Raw genomic sequence first — 21,051 nt, 5'->3', positions numbered from 1 at the left:
TCTGTTCAATACCTTAGGCCCACTCGGCTCACCGAAGGAGAGATTCCAGTGGTAGACCGCAAGCCCCCGCTCGGCCCCGAGGAGCTCCGCTCCCTGGTCGCCGGCGGCGAGATCGACACAGTCGTCCTGGCCTTCCCCGACATGCAAGGGCGCCTCCAGGGCAAGCGGTTCGCCGCACAGTTCTTCCTCGACGAAGTCCTCGCCCACGGCACCGAGGGCTGCAACTACCTGCTCGCCGTCGACACCGAGATGAACACCGTCGACGGCTACGAGATGTCCTCCTGGGACCGCGGCTACGGCGACTTCGCCATGCACCCCGACCTCGCCACCCTGCGCCGCATCCCGTGGAACCCCGGCAGCGCCTTCGTCCTCGCCGACCTCGCCTGGAACGACGGCACGCCCGTCGTCGCCGCGCCCCGACAGATCCTGCGCCGCCAACTGGAGCGCCTCGCCGAACACGGGTACACCGCGATGGTCGGCACCGAGCTGGAATTCATGGTGTTCAAGGACACCTACGAACAGGCGTGGAACTCCGGCTACCGCGACCTGACGCCCGCCAACCAGTACAACATCGACTACTCCGTCCTCGGCACCGGCCGCATCGAGCCCCTGCTGCGCCGCATCCGCAACGAGATGCAGGCGGCCGGCCTGGTCGTCGAGTCCGCCAAGGGCGAGTGCAACCTCGGCCAGCACGAGATCGTCTTCCGCTACGACGACGCGCTCACCACCTGCGACCAGCACTCCGTCTACAAGACGGGTGCCAAGGAGATCGCCGCCCAAGAGGGCGTCTCGCTCACCTTCATGGCCAAGTACGACGAGCGCGAGGGCAACTCCTGCCACATCCACCTCTCGCTCACCGACGCCGACGGCCACAACGCCATGGCCGGCGACGGCCCCGGCGGCATGTCCCCGGTGATGCGCCACTTCCTGGCCGGCCAACTCGCCGCGCTGCGCGACTTCTCCCTTCTCTACGCCCCGAACATCAACTCGTACAAGCGGTTCCGGCCCGGATCCTTCGCCCCGACCGCCGTCGCCTGGGGCGTGGACAACCGGACCTGCGCCCTGCGCGTGGTCGGCCACGGCCGCTCCACCCGGTTCGAGAACCGCCTCCCCGGCGGCGACGTCAACCCCTACCTCGCCGTCGCCGGACTCGTCGCCGCCGGGCTCTACGGCATCGAGAACCGCCTCGAACCACCGGAGCCCTGCACCGGCAACGCCTACACCGCCGACTTCGCCCACGTCCCGAGCACCCTGCGCGAGGCCGCGGAACTCTGGGAGAACAGCGAGATCGCCAAGGCCGCCTTCGGCCCCGAGGTCGTCGCCCACTACCGCAACATGGCCCGCGTCGAACTCGACGCCTACGACTCGGCGGTCACCGACTGGGAACTGCGCCGCTCCTTCGAACGCCTGTAACCCCCTTGGAGAAGTCTGTGAGGCACCACGTGTCCGATGTGTCGGCCCCCTCCACCCTGCGCGTCCTGAACCCGGCCACCGAGGAACTCGTCGCCACCGTCCCGACCGCCACACGGGACGACGTCGACGCCGCCGTCGGCAGAGCCGCCGCCGCGCAGCGCGGCTGGGCGGCCGCGGCCCCCGCCGACCGGGCCAGGCTGCTGCGCCGCTTCGCCGCGGTGGTGGACGGACACCTCGACGAACTCGCCCTGCTGGAGGTCCGCGAAGCCGGCCACACCATCGGCAACGCCCGCTGGGAGGCGGGCAACGTACGCGACCTCCTCGACTTCGCGGCCGGCGGAGTCGAACGGCTCTCCGGGCGGCAGATCCCCGTCGCCGGCGGCATCGACGTCACCTTCCTCGAACCCCTCGGCGTCATCGGCGTGATCGCGCCCTGGAACTTCCCCATGCCGATCGCCGCCTGGGCCTTGGCCCCGGCCCTCGCCGCCGGCAACGCGGTCCTGCTCAAGCCCGCCGAGACCACCCCGCTCACCGCCCTGCGCCTCGCCGAGCTCGCCCTCGAAGCCGGGATCCCCGAGCACCTGTTCCAGGTGCTCCCCGGACCGGGCGCCGTCACCGGTGACGCGCTGGTGGAACACCCCGGGGTCGCGAAGATCGTCTTCACGGGCTCCACCGCGGTCGGCAAGCGGATCATGGCCAAGTGCGCGGACCGGGTGAAGCGGGTCACCCTCGAACTCGGCGGCAAGAGTCCCAACATCGTCTTCGCCGACGCCGACATCGAGGCCGCGGCGGCCGCCGCCCCCATGGCCTTCCTCGACAACACCGGCCAGGACTGCTGCGCCCGCACCCGCATCCTCGTCCAGCGCTCCGCCTACGACAGGTTCCTGGACCTGCTCGCCCCCGCCCTCCAGGACGTGCGCGTCGGCGACCCGGCCGACGAGAAGACCCAGATGGGCCCGCTCATCTCGCGCGCCCAGCTGGAACGCGTCCGCGGCTACGTCACCGACGACCTCACCACCCTCCGCGGCACCGCCCCGGACGGGCCCGGCTTCTGGTACCCGCCCACCCTCGTCACGGACGTCGCCCCCACCGCGCCCGTGGCCGCGGAGGAGGTGTTCGGCCCGGTCGCCGTCGTCCTGCCCTTCGAGGACGAGGAGGACGCCGTACGCCTGGCCAACGCCACCGACTACGGCCTCTCCGGCTCCCTCTGGACCCGCGACATCGGCCGCGCCCTGCGCGTCTCGCGCGCCGTCGCCGCCGGGAACCTGTCCGTCAACTCCCACAGCAGCGTCCGCTACTGGACCCCCTTCGGCGGCTACAAGCAGTCCGGTCTCGGCCGGGAGCTCGGACCCGACGCCCTGACCGCATTCACCGAGACCAAGAACGTCTTCATCAGCACGGAGGTCTGAACCGCATGTCCCACGAAGAGAGCATCTGCCGCCGCCTGGTCGGCCGTACCGCCGTCATCACCGGCGCCGGCAGCGGCATCGGCCTCGCCACCGCCCGCCGGCTGGCCTCCGAAGGCGCCGACGTCGTCTGCGGCGACATCGACGAGATCGCCGGCAAGGCCGCGGCCGAGGAGGTCGGCGGCACCTTCGTCAAGGTCGACGTCACCAGCCCCGAGGAGGTCGAAGCCCTCTTCAAGACCGCCTTCGACACCTACGGCTCCGTCGACATCGCCTTCAACAACGCCGGCATCTCCCCGCCGGACGACGACTCGATCCTCACCACCGGCCTGGAGGCATGGAAGCGCGTCCAGGACGTCAACCTCACCTCCGTCTACCTCTGCTGCAAGGCCGCCCTGCCCTACATGCAGCGCCAGGGCCGCGGCTCCATCATCAACACCGCCTCCTTCGTGGCCGTCATGGGCGCCGCCACCTCCCAGATCTCCTACACCGCGTCCAAGGGCGGCGTCCTCGCCATGTCCCGCGAACTCGGCGTGCAGTTCGCCCGCGAGGGCATCCGCGTCAACGCCCTGTGCCCCGGGCCCGTCAACACCCCGCTGCTCCAGGAGCTGTTCGCCAAGGACCCCGAGCGGGCCGCCCGACGCCTGGTCCACATCCCGCTGGGCCGGTTCGCCGAACCCACCGAGATCGCCGCCGCCGTCGCGTTCCTCGCCAGCGACGACTCCTCCTTCATCAACGCCACCGACTTCCTCGTGGACGGCGGTATCTCCGGCGCGTACGTCACGCCCCTGTAGGACATCGCCCGACAGCCGGGCGTCGCACGACGCCCGGCTGTCGTGTTCCTCCGTCCGCGCCGCCCCACTGAACGGAGAGTCCACCCCGTGCCCCGCCCCCGCCCGCCGGCTCCAGGCCGTGGCCGCCGCCCTCGCGCTGGCCGCCGGCGCCCTCACCGCCACCGCCCCCGCCGCCCAGGCCGCCCCCGGCGCCCGCTGCACCTCCCCCCAGCTCGGGACCGGCTGGTACGGGGACAACCGGGCGCGGCTCCAGCGGTTGATCGACCGGTACGCGACCTGCGATCCGCACCGACCCGCCCGCGCCAAGCCCGTCGCCGTCTTCGACTGGGACAACACCGTCGTCAAGAACGACGTCGGGGACGCCTCGATGTACTGGCTGCTGCGCAACGGCAAGATCCGCCGGCCCGGCACCGGCGACTGGTCGTCCACCAGCCGCCACCTCACCCCGGACGCCGCCGGCGCCCTCGCCGCCGCCTGCGACCCCCTCGCCCCACCCGGCGCCCCGCTGCCCACCGGCACCCCCGCGGGCACCGCCTGCGCGGACGAGGTGCTGGCCGTCTACGGCACCGCGGCCACCCGGACCGGCGCCCCCGCCTTCGCCGGCTGGGACCACCGCACGGTCGAACCCGCCTACGCCTGGCTGTCGCAACTGACGCGGGGCTGGAGCGCCGCCGAGATCCGCGGCTTCGCGTCCGCCGCCCGCGCCGAGAACCTCGCCGCGCCCGTCGGCGCCACCCAGCGGGTCGGCAGCGCCACCGCCACCGGCTGGGTCCGCTACTACGACCAGCAGCGGGACCTGATCAACGCGCTCGGGAAGGCCGGCTTCGACGTGTGGATCAGCTCCGCCTCGCCCCAGCCGGTGGTGGAGGTCTGGGCGAAGGGCGTCGACGTCGCCGCCGACCACGTCATCGGCATCCGCAACACCACCACGCCCGACGGCAGGTTCACCGCCCACCTCAAGGGCTGCGGGTCGGTGCCGGACGGCGCGGACACGATGATCCCGTACGTCGACGGCAAGCGCTGCTGGATCAACCAGGAGGTCTTCGGAGTACGCGGAGCCGCCGCCGAGAAGGTCCGGCCGGCGGCCCGGCGCCAGGTCTTCGCGGCGGGCGACTCCGACACCGACGTATCGTTCCTGCGCGACGCGACCGCGCTGCGGCTCGTACTGAACCGGAACAAGAACGAACTCATGTGCCGCGCCTACGACGACAGCGACGGCGCCTGGATCGTGAACCCCATGTTCATCGAGCCGAAGAAGCCGAAGAGCGACCCCTACCCGTGCGCGACGACCGGGTACATCGGCCATGACGGCACGCCGGGCCCCGTCCGCCGGGCCGACGGCAGCGTCGTCCCCGACCAGACGGACTCGGTGTTCTGACCGGAGGTCTCAGCCGGTGACACCCGTGACGCCGGTGACCTTGGCGGCGAAGGCGTCCAGGTTCGCCTCGGCGCGCGCGACGCGCTCCTCCAGGGACAGCGTCTCCTCGTACCCGCGCGTGCGCAGCTTCGGCTGCCGCCTGCCCCGCATGTAGAGCGAACAGGCGAGGTCGGCGCAGAGGTAGGTGCCCACGCTGTTGCCCTCCCGGCCGCGCGCCCCCGCCAGGGGGGCGACGAGGAGGGCGACGCCGGAGGAGGCGTGCCCGGTCAGACAGATCTGGCAGATGCTGGACTTGAACGCGCCCGTCCGGTTCGCCCCCGGGACCCGCAGGGTGATGCCGACGGGAGGACCGCCGGCCGCCCCGGGCCGCACGATGTGGGCGCGCAGCGGCGCGCCCGGATCCACCCAGCCGAGGAAGTCCAGGTCGTCCCAGGGCAGTTCGGCGAAGTCCAGGGGCAGCTTCAGCCGGGCCGCCTCGCCCTTGCTGCAGTTCACGAAGGACGAACGGATCTGTTGTTCGGTGAGCGGGTCCATGGAAAGCACGTTACGTGCCGGTACGGACCGCGGTCATCCGATATTCACCCCGCCGCGATCAGCCCGACGCGATCATCCCGCCGCCTCAGCCGCCTCACAGGAAGGTGCGGCCCTCGCCCCGGTAGGTCGGGACGGTGGCCGTCACCCGGTCCCCCTCGACCAGGTGCAGCGCGTCGAAGCGTTCGCACAGCTCACCGGCCTTGGCGTGGCGGAACCAGACCCGGTCCCCGATCAGCAGGTCGTCGGCCGGCCCGCCCAGCAGCGGCGTCTGCACCTCGCCCGCGCCCTCCTGCGGGTCGTAGCGCAGTCCCGCCGGCAGGTACGGCTGCGGCAGCCGGTCCGGGCCGGCCGCGCCGGAGGCCGGGTAGCCGCCGCCCAGCACCGTCACCACCCCGACGCCGGGCCGGCGCACCACCGGCTGGGCGAAGAGGGCGGCCGGACGCCCCCGGAACGAGGTGTAGTTGTCGAACAGGCGCGGCACGTACAGCCCCGAACCGGCGGCGATCTCCGTGACGGCGTCCTCGGCGGCGGTCTGCCGCACGCTGCCGGTGCCGCCGCCGTTGACGAACTCCAGCTCCGGAACGACGGCCCGCACCGCCCGCACCGCCTCGGCCCGGCGGACGGCCAGCTCCTTGCGCGCCGCGGCCTGCATCAGCCGGATCGCCCGGGAGCGCAGGGGGCGCCCCGCGAGGAGGTCGCCGACCCCGGCGACGTGGCCCTCGTAGCCCATCAGACCCACCACCCGGAACCCCGGTCGGGCGCTCACCGCGCGGGCGAGCTCCGCGAGTTGGGCCGGCTCGCGCAGCGGCGAACGGCGGGCCCCGACGCGGATCCTGCCGCCGAGCAGACGCAGGGCGGTGTCCAACTCCAGGCAGACCCGGATCTCCTGGGCGCCGCCGTCCCGGGCACGGTCGATCAGCTCCAACTGCGCCGGGTCGTCGACCATCACGGTGACGGCCGAGGAGAGCTTCGGGTCGCCTGCGAGTTCGGCGAAACCGGCGCGGTCGGCGGAGGGATAGGCGAGGAGCACGTCCTCGAAACCGGAACGGACCAGCCAGATGCTCTCCGCGAGGGTGTACGACATGATCCCGGCGAACCCGGGCCGGGCCAGCACGCGTTCGAGGAGCGTCCGGCACCGCACGGACTTGCTGGCCACGCGGATCGGCTTGCCGCCGGCGCGGCGGACGAGGTCGTCGGCATTGGCGTCGAACGCCTCCAGGTCGACGATCGCCAGCGGCGCGTCGAGGTGGGCGGTGGCCGCGTCGTACCGGGCACGGTCGGAAGTCATAGCGGCAGCCTGCCACGCGGGTGTACCCGCGGGTAAGGGGTCCGCCGCGGTCCCTTGGACCGTCCCGCAGTCCGGGGGACGCCGCCGGCGGGCCCGTGCGACCTCGTAGAGTACGGACAAGGCCGCAGCGGACGAACGGGGGGCGGAGCCGCCGGATGACGACGTCTACACCGCTGCCCGCGGACCTCGCCGGACCCGGACCGGGAGCGGTCACCGGCCGCCGGGGCCCCGCCCGGATCACCGCCGCCGTGCTCTGCGCGCTCCTCGGCACCGGCCTCACCGCCGGGGCCGCCGTCACCGCCTGGAACGACCACCGCGCCGCCCACCGCCCCCTGCCGGCCGAAGCCGCCTACCGCGCGGCCGGGTCGCTCTGGCGCGACGCCCCCGTCGACCGCCTCCTCCCGCCCGTGCTCGACGGCCCCGGCGACGGTCCCGGCGGCGCCGACCGCACGTGGACCAGGATCGCCCTCGCCCCCGACGCCGACTGCGGCCCCGCCGTCCTCAACGCCGACTGGCGCAGCGCCCTGGCCGCCGCCGGCTGCGCCCACGTCCTGCGCGCCACCTACACCGACGCCACCCGCAGCTCCCTGGTCAGCGTCGGCCTGGTCTTCACCACCGCCGACTCCGCCACCATGGACGGGCTGCGGGGCCGCCTCCCCGCCCCCGCCGCCTACGGCTTCACCGACCCGCAGCGCGCCACCTGGGCCGCGGGCGTCGTCGCCGGGGCCCCGGCCGTCGTCTACGCCGTCTCCGCCTTCGCCGACGGCCGGGTCCAGGACGCGCCCCAGCCGGCCGAGGAGGCCGCGCGGCCCGCCGCCGTCGGTGCGCCGGCCCAGGCCGGCCTGGGCCACGAGGCCAAGGCCGTCACCGGGCGGCTCGAACGCGCCGTCGAGGACCTGGCCGCGCCGCCGGCGCCGCACCGCACGGAGCCGGAGTCCGCCCGATGAGCCGAACCCGTACGGCGGCGGCCCTGTCCGTCGCCGCCCTCGTCACCGCCGCCGGCGCCCACCCCGCGACCGCCGACACCGTCCGCGACCGCCAGTGGGGCCTGCTCACCCTGCGCGCCGAGGAGGCGTGGGGCACCACCCAGGGCGAGGGGGTCACGGTCGCCGTCGTGGACACCGGTGTCGACGGCACCCATCCCGACCTCGCCGGTCAGGTCCTCGACGGCGCCGACCTCGTCGGCATGGGCGCCGGCCGGGGCGACCGGGCCTGGGCCCGCCACGGCACCGCGATGGCCGCCCTCATCGCCGGGCGCGGCCACGGCCCCGACCGCGCCCAGGGCGTCCTCGGCGTCGCCCCCCGCGCCAAGATCCTGCCGGTCCGGGTGATCCTGGAGGAGAGCGATCCCGCCCGGGCCAAGGCCCGCGACAGCAAGTCGGGCGCCCTCGCCGAAGGCATCCGCTGGGCCGCCGACCACGGCGCCGACGTCATCAACCTCTCGCTGGGCGACGACAGCGAATCCGCCCACCACGAAGGCGCCGAGGACGAGGCGGTCCAGTACGCCCTGGGCAAGGGCGTGGTGGTCGTCGCCTCGGCGGGCAACGGCGGCGAACACGGCGACCCCATCTCCTACCCGGCCGCCTATCCCGGGGTGATCGCCGTCACCGCCGTCGACCGCGCGGGCCACAAGGCGGACTTCTCCACCCGCCACTGGTACGCCACCGTCAGCGCCCCCGGCGTCGACGTGGTCAGCGCCGACCCCGACCGCAGCTATTACGAGGGCTGGGGCACCAGCGCCGCCGCCGCCTTCGTCTCCGGAACGGTCGCCCTGGTCAAGGCCGCCCATCCCGGCCTGTCTCCGGCCCAGATCAAGAAGTTGCTCCGGGACACCGCCTCGGACGCCCCGGCGGGCGGCCGCGACGACTCCCGCGGGTACGGCACGGTGGACGCCGTCGCCGCGCTCCAAGGCGCGGACCGGCTCCGCCCCGAGGCCCCGCTGCCCACGCCCGTCGCGGCCGGCCGGCCCTACTTCGGCCCCGGCCCGGAGCCGGCCGCCCGCCCCGAGCGGCGGCCCCGGCTGGGCGCCCCGGCGGCGGCCGTCGCCGGTGTGGCGCTGCTGGTGCTGGCCGCCGTACTGGCCCGGCGTCCGCGCGGCCCGCGGCGGGATAGGGTCGGTTAACTGTGGCGAACAAGAACATCCCCGATCCCGGTTTCTCCGACGACGACGGCTCCGCCGATCCCGCGCTGAGCGCGGCCCTGGCCGCCTGGGCGCAGGACCGCTCGCGCGAACCGCAGGTGCTGGCCGCCCTCAAGGGCGCCCGCCTGCTGGTCCCCGTCGTCGCCCTGCTCGGCGAGGTCGAGACCGACCCCGAGACGGGCCTGAGGCGCGAGAAGACCAGCGACATGGCCGTCCCCACGCTGACCGCGGGCGACCGCCGGGCCCTGCCCGCCTTCACCTCGACGGAGTCCCTCGCGCTGTGGGACCCGGCGGCCCGCCCGGTGGCGGTCCCGCTGCACCAGGCCCTGGCGGCGGCCGCGCACGAGAAGGCCGACACCATCGTGGTCGACCTGGCCGGTCCCGTCCCGTACCAGCTCACCGGCCCGGCCCTGCTGGCCCTCGCGGAGGGCCGTACGGACCCCGACCCGCTGGCGGACCCCGCCGTGCGCGAGGCGGTACGGGCGGCGGTGGCCGGGGAGCCGGACGTACTGCGGGCCCACCTCGGCCCGGGCGGCGCCGGCTCCGACGGCACCCTCGCGCTCGTGCCGGCCACCGACGCGGGCGGCCCGGCCGCCGCCCGGCGGGTCGCCGAGGCGCTCGCGGCCGACGAGACCCTGCGCGGCCGGTTGGTGCGCGGGCTGGACCTGGCCCTGCTGCCGGCGACCGCCGCGGCGCCGCCGGGGGAGCCGCTCTTCACGCGCTGAGGCGGGGGCCGGGCCCGCCGCCCGGGTCCGTATACGCCGAAGGGCCGGAGAGCCGCCGTGCGGCGCTGCCGGCCCTTCGGGCGTCGGGGCGTGCGGTGTTACGCGTACACGGGGCCCGTGAACTTCTCGCCAGGGCCCTGGCCCGGCTCGTCCGGGACGATCGACGCCTCGCGGAAGGCGAGCTGGAGCGACTTGAGGCCGTCGCGCAGCGGGGCCGCGTGGAAGGAACTGATCTCGGTGGCGCTCGCGGTGACCAGACCGGCGAGGGCGGTGATCAGCTTGCGGGCCTCGTCGAGGTCCTTGTGCTCGGAGTCGGGCTTGTCCAGGCCCAGGTTGACCGCCGCGGCGCTCAGCAGGTGCACGGCCACCGTGGTGATCACCTCGACGGCGGGCACGTCCGCGATGTCGCGGGTCATGGCGTCGTAGTCGGGGGCCGTCTCGGCCTCGGTGGCGGGGGTGGGGGTCGCGTCAGTCATGCTTCACACGATAAGCCGGGTCGCGCCCGCCCCGGACCGCCCGCTCCGGGTGAGCGGCTCTGGCGCGGAATGCTATATTGGGCTACGACCGGCCGGAGACCTGTGTCCCCGGCCCACAAGTGGAGGCTCCGATTCTCCCACCTGACCGCCTTCCGGGGCGGCGGGTCACCGGTCAGGCGGTATCCATCGTTCCGTACGGACGATGGAAAGCCGCCCGAGTTTGCGCCCCGCGGTTCGCACGCGACGGTGCTCCGGTTGTTTTGGAGCCCCTGCCTGTGTCCCGGCGGGGCTTTTTTCATATCCCGCCGAGGCCGGTCTGACGACACCAACGTCAACGGCTGTCTGCCAGGCAGCCGTGTGGTGCTACCGAGGAGGATCCATCAGCACCGAGCCCCGCATCAACGACCGGATTCGCGTTCCCGAGGTACGACTCGTCGGTCCCAGCGGCGAGCAGGTCGGCATCGTGCCGCTTGCCAAGGCGCTTGAGCTCGCGCAGGAGTACGACCTCGACCTGGTCGAGGTCGCGGCGTCCGCACGCCCGCCGGTCTGCAAGCTCATGGACTACGGCAAGTTCAAGTACGAGTCGGCCATGAAGGCCCGTGAGGCGCGCAAGAACCAGGCGCACACGGTCATCAAGGAAATGAAGCTCCGGCCGAAGATCGACCCGCACGACTATGACACCAAGAAGGGTCACGTCGTTCGGTTCCTCAAGCAGGGCGACAAGGTCAAGATCACGATCATGTTCCGTGGTCGCGAGCAGTCCCGGCCGGAACTCGGCTACCGACTGCTGCAGCGCCTCGCCTCGGACGTCGAGGACCTCGGGTTCATCGAGTCGAACCCGAAGCAGGACGGCCGAAACATGATCATGGTTCTCGGTCCGCACAAGAAGAAGACCGAGGCAATGGCCGAAGCCCGCGAGGCGCAGGCCGCCCGCAAGGCCGAGCGCCAGGGTGTCGCCCCCGCCGGCGAGGAGGAGGCTTCCGAGGAGGCCGCCACCGCCGTCGAGGCCGACGCGAACGAGGCAGAGGTCTCCGCCGAGGCCGCCTCCGACGAGGCGGACACCTCTCACGAGGCATCTGCCGACGCCTGATCCCGAGGCAGCCCGTCTCGGAATCACCGACACAACATGACGCTCCCGGCAGCCGGTCCCCAGGACCGGCGGGAGCGCCACCGACGAGGAGATAACGGCGCTATGCCGAAGAACAAGACGCACAGCGGTTCCAAGAAGCGCTTCAAGATCACCGGCTCCGGCAAGGTGCTCCGTGAGCGCGCCGGCAAGCGCCACCTGCTCGAGCACAAGTCGTCCCGTGTCACCCGCCGCCTGACCGGCACCGCGGAGATGGCCCCCGGCGACGCCGCGAAGATCAAGAAGCTTCTCGGCAAGTGACGTCCTCCGCTCCCCTCGCCGGGAGCGGGACGTCGAGACCGGGACCCCATCTGAATTCGGGCCGTGTGAAGACACCCACGGCCCCGCTACAAGGAGTTAAAAAGTGGCACGCGTCAAGCGGGCAGTAAACGCCCACAAGAAGCGCCGGGCGATCCTCGAGGCGGCCTCCGGCTACCGCGGTCAGCGTTCGCGCCTGTACCGCAAGGCCAAGGAGCAGGTCACCCACTCGCTGGTCTACAACTTCAACGACCGCAAGAAGCGCAAGGGCGACTTCCGTCAGCTGTGGATCCAGCGCATCAACGCCGCTGCCCGCCAGAACGGCATGACGTACAACCGCCTCATCCAGGGTCTCAAGGCCGCCAACATCGAGGTGGACCGCAAGATCCTCGCGGAGCTGGCCGTCAACGACGCCAACGCGTTCGCCGCGCTCGTCGAGGTCGCGCAGAAGGCCCTCCCGGCCGACGTCAACGCCCCGAAGGCCGCTGCCTAAGGACTGGCCGGCCGCGTAACGCAGTCGGCACCCACGGACCCGCAGGCGACTCGCCTGCGGGTCCGTGTGCTTTCGCCCCGCCCGCCGGGGCCCCGCGACCCCGCCCGTCTCCGACCGGCCAGGCCCCGCGGCCGTCAGGCCCCGCCGGAGCCGGCCCCAGGACACCCGAGAAAGAACCGCTGACGCCATGGGCACCCCCGCCGAGCTGATCTCCCCCCGATCCCCGCGGGTGGCCGCCGCCAGGCGCCTGGCGCGGCGCAACTTCCGCACCAAGGAGCGCCGGTTCATCGCCGAGGGCCCGCAGGCGGTCCGCGAGGCCGTCGAGCACCGCGGCCCCGACGGCGCCTCGACCCTGATCGAGCTGTTCGCCACCGTCGAGGCCGCCGAGCGGTACGCCGATATCGTCGAGGCCGCGCTGCTGGCCGGGGCGCGGGTGCACTACGCCTGCGACGAGGTGCTCGCCGAGGTCTCGCAGACCGTCACCCCGCAGGGTCTCGTCGGCGTCTGCCGGTTCCTCGACTCGCCGTTCGAGGACATCCTGAAGGCCGGCCCCAAGTTGGTCGCCGTCCTCGCGCACGTACGGGACCCCGGCAACGCCGGTACGGTGCTGCGCTGCGCGGACGCCGCCGGCGCGGACGCGGTGGTGCTGACCGACGCCTCCGTGGACCTCTACAACCCGAAGTCCGTACGGGCCTCGGTGGGCTCCCTCTTCCACCTGCCCGTCGCGGTCGGGGTGCCGGTGGAACAGGCCGTGCAAGGGCTGCGGGCCGCCGGCGTACGCATCCTCGCCGCCGACGGGGCCGGCACCGACGACCTGGACGCCGAGCTGGACGCGGGCACCATGGGCGGCCCCACCGCCTGGGTCTTCGGCAACGAGGCCTGGGGCCTGCCCGAGGAGACCCGGGCGCTCGCCGACGCCGTCGTCCGCGTCCCGATCCACGGCAAGGCGGAGAGCCTGAACCTCGCCACGGCCGCCGCGGTGTGCCTCTACGCGTCCGCGCGTGCACAGCGGGCGTCCGGAGGGTGCCGCTCCGTGACCCCCAGCTAGTAATGTGGCGGCCCGGGGGGCCCACCGCGGCACTCGGAGATGTGGGGTAGACGGGGACATGAGCGTCGGTACGAACAGCTCGGCGGCGGCCACCGGAGCGGCCGGGCCGCCGCGCCCCACCGTCCCCGCGGCGGCCGCCCCGGCCGATCTCGGGGCCCTCGGCATAGACGCGGACGACCTCCCCGACGGGCTGGTCGTCGCCGACCACACCGGCCGGGTCATCTGCTTCAACTCCGCCGCCGCCCGGATCACCGCCCTCGCGCCCGGCGAGGCGCTCGGCGCCCGGATCGACCGGGCGCTGCCACTGGAAGACCTCGAAGGCCGCCGCTGGTGGACGCTGACCGACCCGTACGGCGGCCTGGCCACCCGACGCGGACAGCCCGAGCGGAACCTGCTGCTGCCGGGCGGCCGGGAGGTCCTGGTCTCCGCCCGCTACGTGCGCACCCACCCCACCGGCCCGCTGCGCCGCCTCGTGATCACCCTGCGCGGCACCGAGGCACGACGGCGCACCGAGCGCAGCCACGCCGAGCTGATCGCCACCGTCGCGCACGAGCTGCGTTCCCCGCTGACCTCCGTCAAGGGCTTCACCGCGACCCTGCTCGCCAAGTGGAACCGGTTTACCGACGATCAGAAGCGGCTGATGCTGGAGACCGTCGACGCGGACGCCAACCGCGTCACCCGGCTCATCACCGAACTGCTGGACATCTCCCGCATCGACTCCGGTCGGCTGGAGGTGCGCCGGCAGCCGGTGGACATCGCCACCGCCGTCGGCCGGCACGTCCAGGCGCTGACCGCGAACGGGCAGGCCCCCGAACGGTTCCTCGTACGGGTCAGCCGGCCGCTCCCCGACCTGTGGGCCGACCCGGACAAGATCGATCAGATCCTGGGCAACCTGCTGGAAAATGCGGTGCGGCACGGTGAGGGAACCGTCACCATCGACGTGTCGCCGACCACCTTCGCGAACGCAGCGGGGAAGACCGAGAAGGGAACCGCCGTCACCGTGACCGACGAGGGCCCCGGTATCCCGGAGGAGTCGATGGGCCGCGTGTTCACCCGCTTCTGGCGGGGCAGCAAACGCGGTGGCACCGGCCTCGGCCTCTACATCGTCAAGGGCATCGTCGAGGCCCACGGCGGCACCATCACGGTCGGCCGCGGCCCCGGCGGCGGCGCCGAGTTCCGATTCATCCTGCCCGTCGCCGCCCCGGCCTACCTCACGCAGTAACCCCGCGGAGCGTCTCGCCAGGCGGCCCACGGGCTCCTCCACCCCCGGCGACCTTTAGACTCGTGCTTTGGCACCTTTGTGTCTCTGCTTCGATCGGTCCGATCGAGTCGTACGGGGACCACCAGCCAGCCATCGGAAGTACGGGAAGAGATGTCGGCACCGAACAAGTCGTACGACCCTGTCGAGGTCGAGGCACTGAAACCGGAAGAGATCGAGCGCATGCGGGACGAGGCGCTCGCCGCCTTCGCGGCCGCCGGCGACCTCGACGAGCTCCGTGAGGCGAAGACCGCGCACATGGGCGACCGCTCGCCCCTGGCGCTCGCCAACCGCGAGATCGGCGCCCTGCCGCCCCAGGCCAAGGCCGAGGCCGGCAAGCGCGTCGGCCAGGCCCGCGGCGCCGTGAACAAGGCCTTCGGGGCCCGCACCGTCGAGCTCGAAGCCGAGCGCGACGAGCGGGTGCTGGTCGAGGAGGCCGTGGACGTCACGCTGCCCCACGACCGCGTCCCGGCCGGCGCCCGCCACCCCCTGACCACCCTGATGGACCGCATCGCGGACATCTTCGTGGCCATGGGGTACGAGGTCGCGGAAGGCCCCGAGGTCGAGGCGGAGTGGTTCAACTTCGACGCCCTCAACTTCACGCCCGACCACCCGGCACGCCAGATGCAGGACACCTTCTTCGTCCGGGGGCCGGAAGGCACCGAGGGCGACGAATCCGGCGTCGTGCTGCGCACCCACACCTCCCCGGTGCAGGCGCGCTCGCTGCTGGAGCGCAAGCCGCCCGTCTACATCGTCTGCCCGGGCCGGGTCTACCGCACCGACGAGCTCGACGCGACGCACACCCCGGTCTTCCACCAGGTCGAGCTGCTCGCCGTGGACGAGGGCCTGACCATGGCGGACCTCAAGGGCACCATGGACCACATGGTCCAGGAGCTGTTCGGCGAGGGCACCACCACGCGGCTGCGCCCGCACTTCTTCCCGTTCACCGAGCCGTCCGCCGAGATGGACATGCAGTGCTACGTGTGCCGCGGCGAGTCGGTGGGCAACCCCGACCGCCCGTGCCGTACCTGCTCCAGCGAGGGCTGGATCGAGCTGGGCGGCTGCGGCATGGTCAACCCCAAGGTGCTCGTCGCCTGCGGTGTGGACCCCGAGAAGTACAGCGGGTTCGCCTTCGGGTTCGGCATCGAACGGATGCTGATGTTCCGCCACAACGTCGAAGACATGCGAGACATGGTCGAGGGTGACGTCCGTTTCACCCGGCCGTTCGGGATGGAGATCTGATGCGGGTCCCGCTTTCTTGGCTGCGGGAGTACGTCGACCTCCCCGCGGGTGAAACCGGTCGCGACGTCGCGGCCAAGCTGGTCGACGCCGGCCTGGAGGTCGAGACCGTCGAGCAGCTCGGCGCCGGGCTCAAGGGCCCCCTCGTCGTCGGCCAGGTGCTGACCATCGAGGAGCTGGAGGGCTTCCGCAAGCCCATCCGCTTCTGCACGGTCGACGTCGGCCGGGCCAACGGCACCGGCGAGCCGCAGGAGATCGTCTGCGGCGCCCGCAACTTCTCCGTCGGCGACAAGGTCGTCGTGGTGCTGCCCGGCGCGGTGCTGCCCGGCGACTTCGCGATCGCCTCGCGCAAGACGTACGGCAAGACCTCGCACGGCATGATCTGCTCCGGCGAGGAGCTGGGCATGGGGGACGACGGTACGCACGGGATCATCGTGCTGCCGCCGGAGCACGAGGTCGGCACCGACGCGATCGAGCTGCTCCAGCTCGTCGACGAGGTCCTCGACATCGACATCACCCCGGACCGCGGCTACTGCATGTCGATGCGCGGTGTGGCCCGCGAGGCCGCCACCGCCTACGGCCTGCCGCTGCGCGACCCGGCGCTGCTGGACGTGCCCGCGCCGAACTCGTACGGCTACCTCGTCAAGATCGACGACCCGGCCGGCTGCGACCGCTTCACCGCCCGTACGGTGACCGGTCTCGACCCGGAGGCGCGCTCCCCGATCTGGCTCACCCGCCGCCTGCAGAAGGCGGGCATGCGCCCGATCTCGCTCGCCGTCGACATCACCAACTACGTGATGCTGGAGCTCGGCCAGCCGCTGCACGCGTACGACCGCTCGCGGCTGGACGGCGCCATCGGCGTCCGCCGGGCCGAGCAGGGCGAGACGTTCACCACCCTCGACGGGGTCAAGCGCACGCTCGACGCCGAGGACCTGGTGATCACCGACAACAACGGGCCGATCGGGCTCGCCGGTGTCATGGGCGGCGCCAACACCGAGATCGCCGACTCCGTGACCGACCCGGAGACCGGCCAGGTCACCGGAACCACGGACGTCGTCATCGAGGCCGCGCACTTCGACTCCGTGTCGATCTCGCGCACCGCCCGCCGCCTCAAGCTGTCCTCCGAGGCGTCCAAGCGCTTCGAGCGCGGCGTCGACCCGCAGGCCGCCGCCGCGGCCGCGCAGCGGACCGTCGACCTGCTCGTCCTGCTCGCCGGTGGCACCGCCGAGGCCGGCGTCACCGAACTCACCGCGCCGGGCGCCCCGCGCACCATCGCGATGAGCGCCGACCACCCGGACCGGGTGGCGGGCATGGAGTACGGCCGCGAGACTGTGGTGCGCCGCCTCCAGGAGATCGGCTGCGACGTGTACGGGCAGGACGAGCTCGTCGTCACCGTCCCGTCGTGGCGCCCCGACCTCGCCGAGCCCAACGACCTCGCCGAAGAGGTCATCCGGCTGGAGGGCTACGGGAACCTCCCCTCGACCCTGCCGCAGGTGCCCTCCGGCCGCGGCCTGACCGCCCGGCAGCAGCTGCACCGCCGGGTCGGCCGCGCGCTGGCCGGTGCGGGCTACGTCGAGGCGCTCAGCTACCCGTTCCTCGGCGAGGGCGTCTTCGACCAGCTCCAGCTGCCCGCGGACGACGCGGCCCGGCAGGTCGTGAAGCTGGTCAACCCGATCTCCGACGAGGAGCCGGCGCTGCGCACGACGCTGCTGCCGGGTCTGCTGGGCGCGCTGCGCCGCAACGACAGCCGGGGCAGCCACGACCTGGCGCTCTTCGAGACCGGTTCGGTCTTCCGGGCCACCGGGCAGCCGGGCGTCGCCGTACGCCTGCCCGTCGACCGGCGGCCCACGGACGAGGAGATCGCGACGCTGAACGCCGCCCTCCCCGAGCAGCCGCGGTACGCCGCGGTCGTGCTGGCCGGGGCGCGCGAGCAGGCCGGCTGGTGGGGCAAGGGCCGCCCGGCCGACTGGGCGGACGCCGTCCAGGCGGCGCGCTCGCTGGCCGTCGAGGCCGGTGCGCAGCTGGTGGTGCGTCAGGGCCAGTACGGTCCCTGGCACCCCGGCCGGTGCGCGGAGCTGGTCGTCACCCTGGACGGGGTGGAGACGGTCATCGGCCACGCCGGTGAACTGCACCCGCGGGTGGTCAAGGCGATGGGCCTGCCGGCGCGCACCAGCGCGATGGAACTCGACCTGGACCGTCTCGCGGCGGCCGGCGGCGAGGCCGTGCGGGCGCCGCGGATCTCCACCTTCCCGGTGGCGACCCAGGACGTCGCGCTGATCGTGGACGCGGGCGTGCCGGCTTCGGCGGTGGAGGACGCGCTGCGCGTCGGTGCGGGCGAACTGCTGGAGTCGCTGCGGCTGTTCGACGTGTTCACCGGTGAACAGGTCGGGGCCGGGAAGAAGTCGCTGGCGTACGCGCTGCGCTTCCGCGCGGCCGACCGGACGCTGACGGCGGAGGAGTCGACGGCGGCGCGGGACGCGGCCGTGGCGCTGGCCGCCGAGCGTACGGGGGCGGTGCTGCGCGGAGCGTAACCGCTGCCGCGGGCTTCGGTGAGGGGCGCGTCCGGGTTACCCCGGGCGCGCCCCTCACCCATTGCCGGGGTGTTCGCCCGCGCCGCCGCGCAAGCGCCCCCGGGCTGCGCCCGGTGCCCCGCGCCTCAAGCGCCGGCGAGGCTGGTTTTCCGCCCCGCGGCGTTCCCGCGGAGGGGCCGGGCGAAGCCCGGGAAGGGGGGGTCCCGGCCGGGTCCGGCTACGCGGTCAGGCCGGGGCCGCGCGGAGCAACCGACCTGTCGGGTGCGGCTGGCTGGTCCCCCTCCCGGTACGGAAGGCGCGCAACCCCGGTACGGGTGTGGCTGCGTGATTCGGGCCCGGCGGATTGGCTGCGCGGAGCGACCCCGCACGGGTGCGGCTGAGTGGGCCAGCCTTCGGCAGGTATGGCTTTGCGGGGTAACCCCCGCACGGGTGCGGCTGCGCGGCCCGGCCCTCGGCGGGTATGGCTTTGCGGGTAGCGCCGGTACGGGTACGGCTGTGCGGTCCAGTTCCCCGGCGGGTTGGCTGCGCGGAGCAACGCCCGCACGGGTGTGGCCGCGTGGTCCGGCCCAGGGGACGGGTGTGGCCGGTCGGGGGGAGGAATTCCGGCCGCCCCGGTCGGGTGTCGCCTCGGCGCCGGGGCAACCCCCGGACGGGGCAGCGCACCGGGTCCCGGTGGGAGGGCCCGGTGCGCGGTCGCCCCGGTTCCGGCGGGCCCGGCGACCAACCGGGCTGCGGCGGAACCGCGGCGCGCCGCCCGCCTGCCGTGGAGTGTCGGGCAGACAACAGGACGGGCGGCGCGGTGCCGGGTCGTCGCACTGTACGAGGGGGAGCCGACGACCCGAGCGGCCTCTTGGCGAGGCCCTTAAGTGAAGCGCCCCGGACCACCCGCGCGGCAGGGTGCGTATCGCATTTATGCGCGTACTCGGTTCACACCCCGTGTGAACCCCGCACCCACTAGCCTGAGCGGGACAAGCCGTTGGAGGGGCCCCATGCAGCCCAATGCCCTGCTCGACGCCCTCCTCGCCGAGGCGGGAATGTCCCACGCCGGCCTCGCCGCGCACGTCAACCAGGCGGGCCGGTCCCGCGGACTCGCGCTGCGCTACGAACACACCGCCGTCTCCCGTTGGTTGAAGGGGCAGCGACCGCGCGGCGCCGTGCCCGAGCTGATCTGCGAGGTGCTCGGCGGCCGGCTGCGGCGCACCGTGTCATTGGACGACGCGGGGCTCGGCCCCTCGGGGCGGTCCGCGCCCCACCCGACCCCGCTCAGCGGCTTCGTGGACCGCGCCGCCGCCCTGTGGCGGGCCGACGAACAGGGTCGGTCCCGGCCGACGGCGGTGGAGGCGCTGACGGGAACGCCCGCCGTCATCCCCGTGTGGGAGTGGGAGAACCCGCCCGAGGACGGCGACGTGTCCCGCGAGGGCCCCCACCGGGTCGGCCCCGAGCACATCGAGATCCTGCGGGCCGCCCGCTGCCACTACGAGCTGATGTACCGCCGCTCCGGCGGCCTCGCCGCCCGCGCCCGCATCGTGCGCTTCCTCGGCAGCGAGACCGCGCCCCTGCTGCGCGGGAGTTACCCCGACGCCCTCGGGCGGCAACTGCACCGGGCGACCGGCTCCCTGGTGGCCGTGGCGGGGATCTGTGCGTACGACTCGGACGCCCACGGCCTCGCGCAGCGGTACTTCCACCAGGCACTGCGGCTCGCGAAGGCCAGCGGCGACCGGGGTCTCGGGGCGTACGTGATCGCGCTGCTCGTCAACCAGTCGCTGCACCTGCGCGACCACCGGCAGGCCGTCGCCTTCGCCGAGGCCGCGCTGCGGGCCGCCGGCCGGCACACCACCCCGGCCCTGGCCGCCGACCTCTACGCGATGCAGGCCAAGGCGTACGCCCGACTCGGGGACGGGGCCGCCGCGTTGGGCTGCATCCGGCGTGCGGAGGGGGCCGCCGAGCGCATCCGACCCGGTACGGAGCCGGCCGAGACCGGCTACGTACAGCCCGGGCTGGTCAACGTACAGGTGGCGGAGGCGCTGCTCAGCCTGGGCGATCTGGCGGCCGCGCACGCCCAGGCGGCGGCCGCCGCCGACACCCCGGCCCACGACCGCGGCCGGGTCCACCGACTGGCCATGTTGTGCGAGGTCCAGCTGCGCCGAGGGGAGGCGGACCGGGCGGCGGCGTCCGCCGCCGAAATGGCCGAGCGGGCCAAGGGGATGGAGTCGCTGCGGCTGCGCGACCGCTTGCGCACCGTCCGGGAACAGCTGTTGACCAGCGGCTGCGCGGGCGCGGAGGAGACCGCCCGGCTCATCGACGGGGCGCTGCGCGTTCCCCTGTGACGCCCCCGACTGCTGCCATGTTGCCACCCGTTCGAAGAAAGGTGGCAATACCGTGCAGTGGACGAACCTGAGTGAGCAGACCGTGTACAAGAACCGCTGGTTCGATGTGAACCTCGCGGATGTGGAACTCCCCGACGGGCGGCACCTGGACCACTTCGTGATCCGGCTGCGGCCCGTCGCCGCGGCCACGGCCGTCAACGACGCCAACGAGGTGCTGCTGCTGTGGCGGCACCGTTTCATCACCGACAGCTGGGGCTGGGAGCTGCCCGCCGGGGTGGTGGAGGACGGCGAGGACATCGCGGTCGCCGCCGCCCGCGAGATGGAGGAGGAATCGGGCTGGCGCCCCGGCCCGCTGCACCACCTGATGACGGTCGAACCGTCCAACGGGCTGACCGACGCCCGCCACCACCTCTACTGGGCGGAGGGGGCCACCTACACCGGCCACCCCGAGGACGACTTCGAATCCTCGCGGCGCGCGTGGGTCCCGCTCAAACAGATCCCGGACATGATCGCCCGCGGCGAGATACCGGCCGCCAACATGGCGGCCGGTCTGCTCCTGCTGCGCCACCTGCGCCTGGGCTGAGCCCTGCTCCGCCCCTATCCTGCTCCGCCCCTGC

19 protein-coding genes are annotated in these 21,051 nt (G+C 73.4%); 16 read left to right on the top strand and 3 right to left on the bottom strand.

Annotated elements, in window-relative coordinates; translation table 11 throughout:
- The first annotated feature begins 48 nt into the window (after window positions 1–48).
- From ACFVXJ_RS08740 to ACFVXJ_RS08725, 4 genes are all read left to right on the top strand, one after another.
- On the top strand, window positions 49–1,413 hold the full coding sequence (locus ACFVXJ_RS08740; protein WP_389660658.1) for a glutamine synthetase family protein: 1,365 nt from the start codon (window positions 49–51) through the stop codon (window positions 1,411–1,413).
- Between the two features lie 17 nt (window positions 1,414–1,430).
- A complete protein-coding gene (locus tag ACFVXJ_RS08735) occupies window positions 1,431–2,822 on the top strand; it encodes an aldehyde dehydrogenase family protein (RefSeq protein WP_389660656.1) in 1,392 nt (463 codons plus the stop codon).
- Between the two features lie 5 nt (window positions 2,823–2,827).
- Window positions 2,828–3,613 (top strand): 3-oxoacyl-ACP reductase, encoded by a 786-nt coding sequence (locus ACFVXJ_RS08730; protein ID WP_389660654.1) that lies wholly within the window; start codon window positions 2,828–2,830, stop codon window positions 3,611–3,613.
- A gap of 118 nt (window positions 3,614–3,731) precedes the next feature.
- On the top strand, window positions 3,732–4,991 hold the full coding sequence (locus ACFVXJ_RS08725) for a haloacid dehalogenase-like hydrolase (RefSeq protein ID WP_389660652.1): 1,260 nt from the start codon (window positions 3,732–3,734) through the stop codon (window positions 4,989–4,991).
- Window positions 4,992–5,000: 9 nt separating this feature from the next.
- On the opposite strand, the gene ACFVXJ_RS08720 is transcribed toward ACFVXJ_RS08725, so the two are convergent.
- Window positions 5,001–5,525, bottom strand: a complete 525-nt coding sequence (locus ACFVXJ_RS08720) for an FBP domain-containing protein (RefSeq protein ID WP_389660650.1) — start codon at window positions 5,523–5,525, stop codon at window positions 5,001–5,003.
- 94 nt (window positions 5,526–5,619) lie between these two features.
- Window positions 5,620–6,813 carry an amino acid deaminase/aldolase gene (locus tag ACFVXJ_RS08715; protein ID WP_389660648.1) on the bottom strand — a complete coding sequence of 398 codons (1,194 nt, stop codon included), beginning with the start codon at window positions 6,811–6,813 and terminating at the stop codon, window positions 5,620–5,622.
- A gap of 155 nt (window positions 6,814–6,968) precedes the next feature.
- Here ACFVXJ_RS08715 and ACFVXJ_RS08710 point away from each other — a divergent pair, with 155 nt between their 5' ends.
- The 3 genes from ACFVXJ_RS08710 to ACFVXJ_RS08700 are packed head-to-tail and all read left to right on the top strand — an operon-like array spanning window position 6,969 to window position 9,678.
- On the top strand, window positions 6,969–7,760 hold the full coding sequence (locus ACFVXJ_RS08710) for a hypothetical protein (RefSeq protein ID WP_389660646.1): 792 nt from the start codon (window positions 6,969–6,971) through the stop codon (window positions 7,758–7,760).
- Window positions 7,757–8,935, top strand: a complete 1,179-nt coding sequence (mycP, locus tag ACFVXJ_RS08705; RefSeq protein ID WP_389660644.1) for a type VII secretion-associated serine protease mycosin — start codon at window positions 7,757–7,759, stop codon at window positions 8,933–8,935. The genes ACFVXJ_RS08710 and mycP overlap by 4 nt, the downstream gene beginning before the upstream one ends.
- A gap of 2 nt (window positions 8,936–8,937) precedes the next feature.
- The gene (locus tag ACFVXJ_RS08700) at window positions 8,938–9,678 is read left to right on the top strand and encodes an SseB family protein (protein WP_389660642.1); all 741 of its coding nucleotides are present in this window, start codon (window positions 8,938–8,940) and stop codon (window positions 9,676–9,678) included.
- 98 nt (window positions 9,679–9,776) lie between these two features.
- On the opposite strand, the gene ACFVXJ_RS08695 is transcribed toward ACFVXJ_RS08700, so the two are convergent.
- The gene (locus ACFVXJ_RS08695; protein ID WP_361314285.1) at window positions 9,777–10,154 is read right to left on the bottom strand and encodes a DUF1844 domain-containing protein; all 378 of its coding nucleotides are present in this window, start codon (window positions 10,152–10,154) and stop codon (window positions 9,777–9,779) included.
- A 355-nt stretch (window positions 10,155–10,509) separates the two neighbouring features.
- On the opposite strand from ACFVXJ_RS08695, the gene infC reads away from it, so the two are divergent.
- From infC to ACFVXJ_RS08650, 9 genes are all read left to right on the top strand, one after another.
- Entirely contained in the window at window positions 10,510–11,244 is a 735-nt protein-coding gene (gene infC / locus ACFVXJ_RS08690; RefSeq protein WP_389660639.1) for a translation initiation factor IF-3, read from the top strand.
- A gap of 102 nt (window positions 11,245–11,346) precedes the next feature.
- Complete coding sequence (gene rpmI / locus ACFVXJ_RS08685; RefSeq protein ID WP_030387121.1) at window positions 11,347–11,541, top strand: 50S ribosomal protein L35; 195 nt, start codon at window positions 11,347–11,349, stop codon at window positions 11,539–11,541.
- Between the two features lie 103 nt (window positions 11,542–11,644).
- Window positions 11,645–12,031 carry a 50S ribosomal protein L20 gene (gene rplT, locus ACFVXJ_RS08680; protein WP_007263143.1) on the top strand — a complete coding sequence of 129 codons (387 nt, stop codon included), beginning with the start codon at window positions 11,645–11,647 and terminating at the stop codon, window positions 12,029–12,031.
- A 187-nt stretch (window positions 12,032–12,218) separates the two neighbouring features.
- Window positions 12,219–13,079 carry an RNA methyltransferase gene (locus ACFVXJ_RS08675; RefSeq protein ID WP_361314291.1) on the top strand — a complete coding sequence of 287 codons (861 nt, stop codon included), beginning with the start codon at window positions 12,219–12,221 and terminating at the stop codon, window positions 13,077–13,079.
- A 58-nt stretch (window positions 13,080–13,137) separates the two neighbouring features.
- Window positions 13,138–14,301, top strand: a complete 1,164-nt coding sequence (locus ACFVXJ_RS08670) for an ATP-binding protein (protein WP_389660636.1) — start codon at window positions 13,138–13,140, stop codon at window positions 14,299–14,301.
- Between the two features lie 150 nt (window positions 14,302–14,451).
- Window positions 14,452–15,579: a phenylalanine--tRNA ligase subunit alpha gene (gene pheS, locus ACFVXJ_RS08665; protein ID WP_389660634.1), complete on the top strand. Its 1,128-nt coding sequence runs from the start codon at window positions 14,452–14,454 to the stop codon at window positions 15,577–15,579.
- Window positions 15,579–18,107 (top strand): phenylalanine--tRNA ligase subunit beta, encoded by a 2,529-nt coding sequence (gene pheT, locus ACFVXJ_RS08660; protein ID WP_389660632.1) that lies wholly within the window; start codon window positions 15,579–15,581, stop codon window positions 18,105–18,107. Before pheS ends, pheT begins: the two co-directional genes overlap by 1 nt.
- A 989-nt stretch (window positions 18,108–19,096) precedes the next feature.
- Window positions 19,097–20,434: a transcriptional regulator gene (locus tag ACFVXJ_RS08655; RefSeq protein WP_389660630.1), complete on the top strand. Its 1,338-nt coding sequence runs from the start codon at window positions 19,097–19,099 to the stop codon at window positions 20,432–20,434.
- A 52-nt stretch (window positions 20,435–20,486) separates the two neighbouring features.
- Window positions 20,487–21,017 carry an NUDIX hydrolase gene (locus ACFVXJ_RS08650; protein WP_389660628.1) on the top strand — a complete coding sequence of 177 codons (531 nt, stop codon included), beginning with the start codon at window positions 20,487–20,489 and terminating at the stop codon, window positions 21,015–21,017.
- Window positions 21,018–21,051: the final 34 nt, after the last annotated feature.

The sequence above is a fragment of the Streptomyces sp. NPDC058279 genome, assembly GCF_042881255.1.
GTDB lineage: Bacteria > Actinomycetota > Actinomycetes > Streptomycetales > Streptomycetaceae > Streptomyces.
The sequence above is the reverse complement of the archived record's forward strand: the minus strand, read 5'-3'. Positions and strand labels throughout refer to the sequence as shown.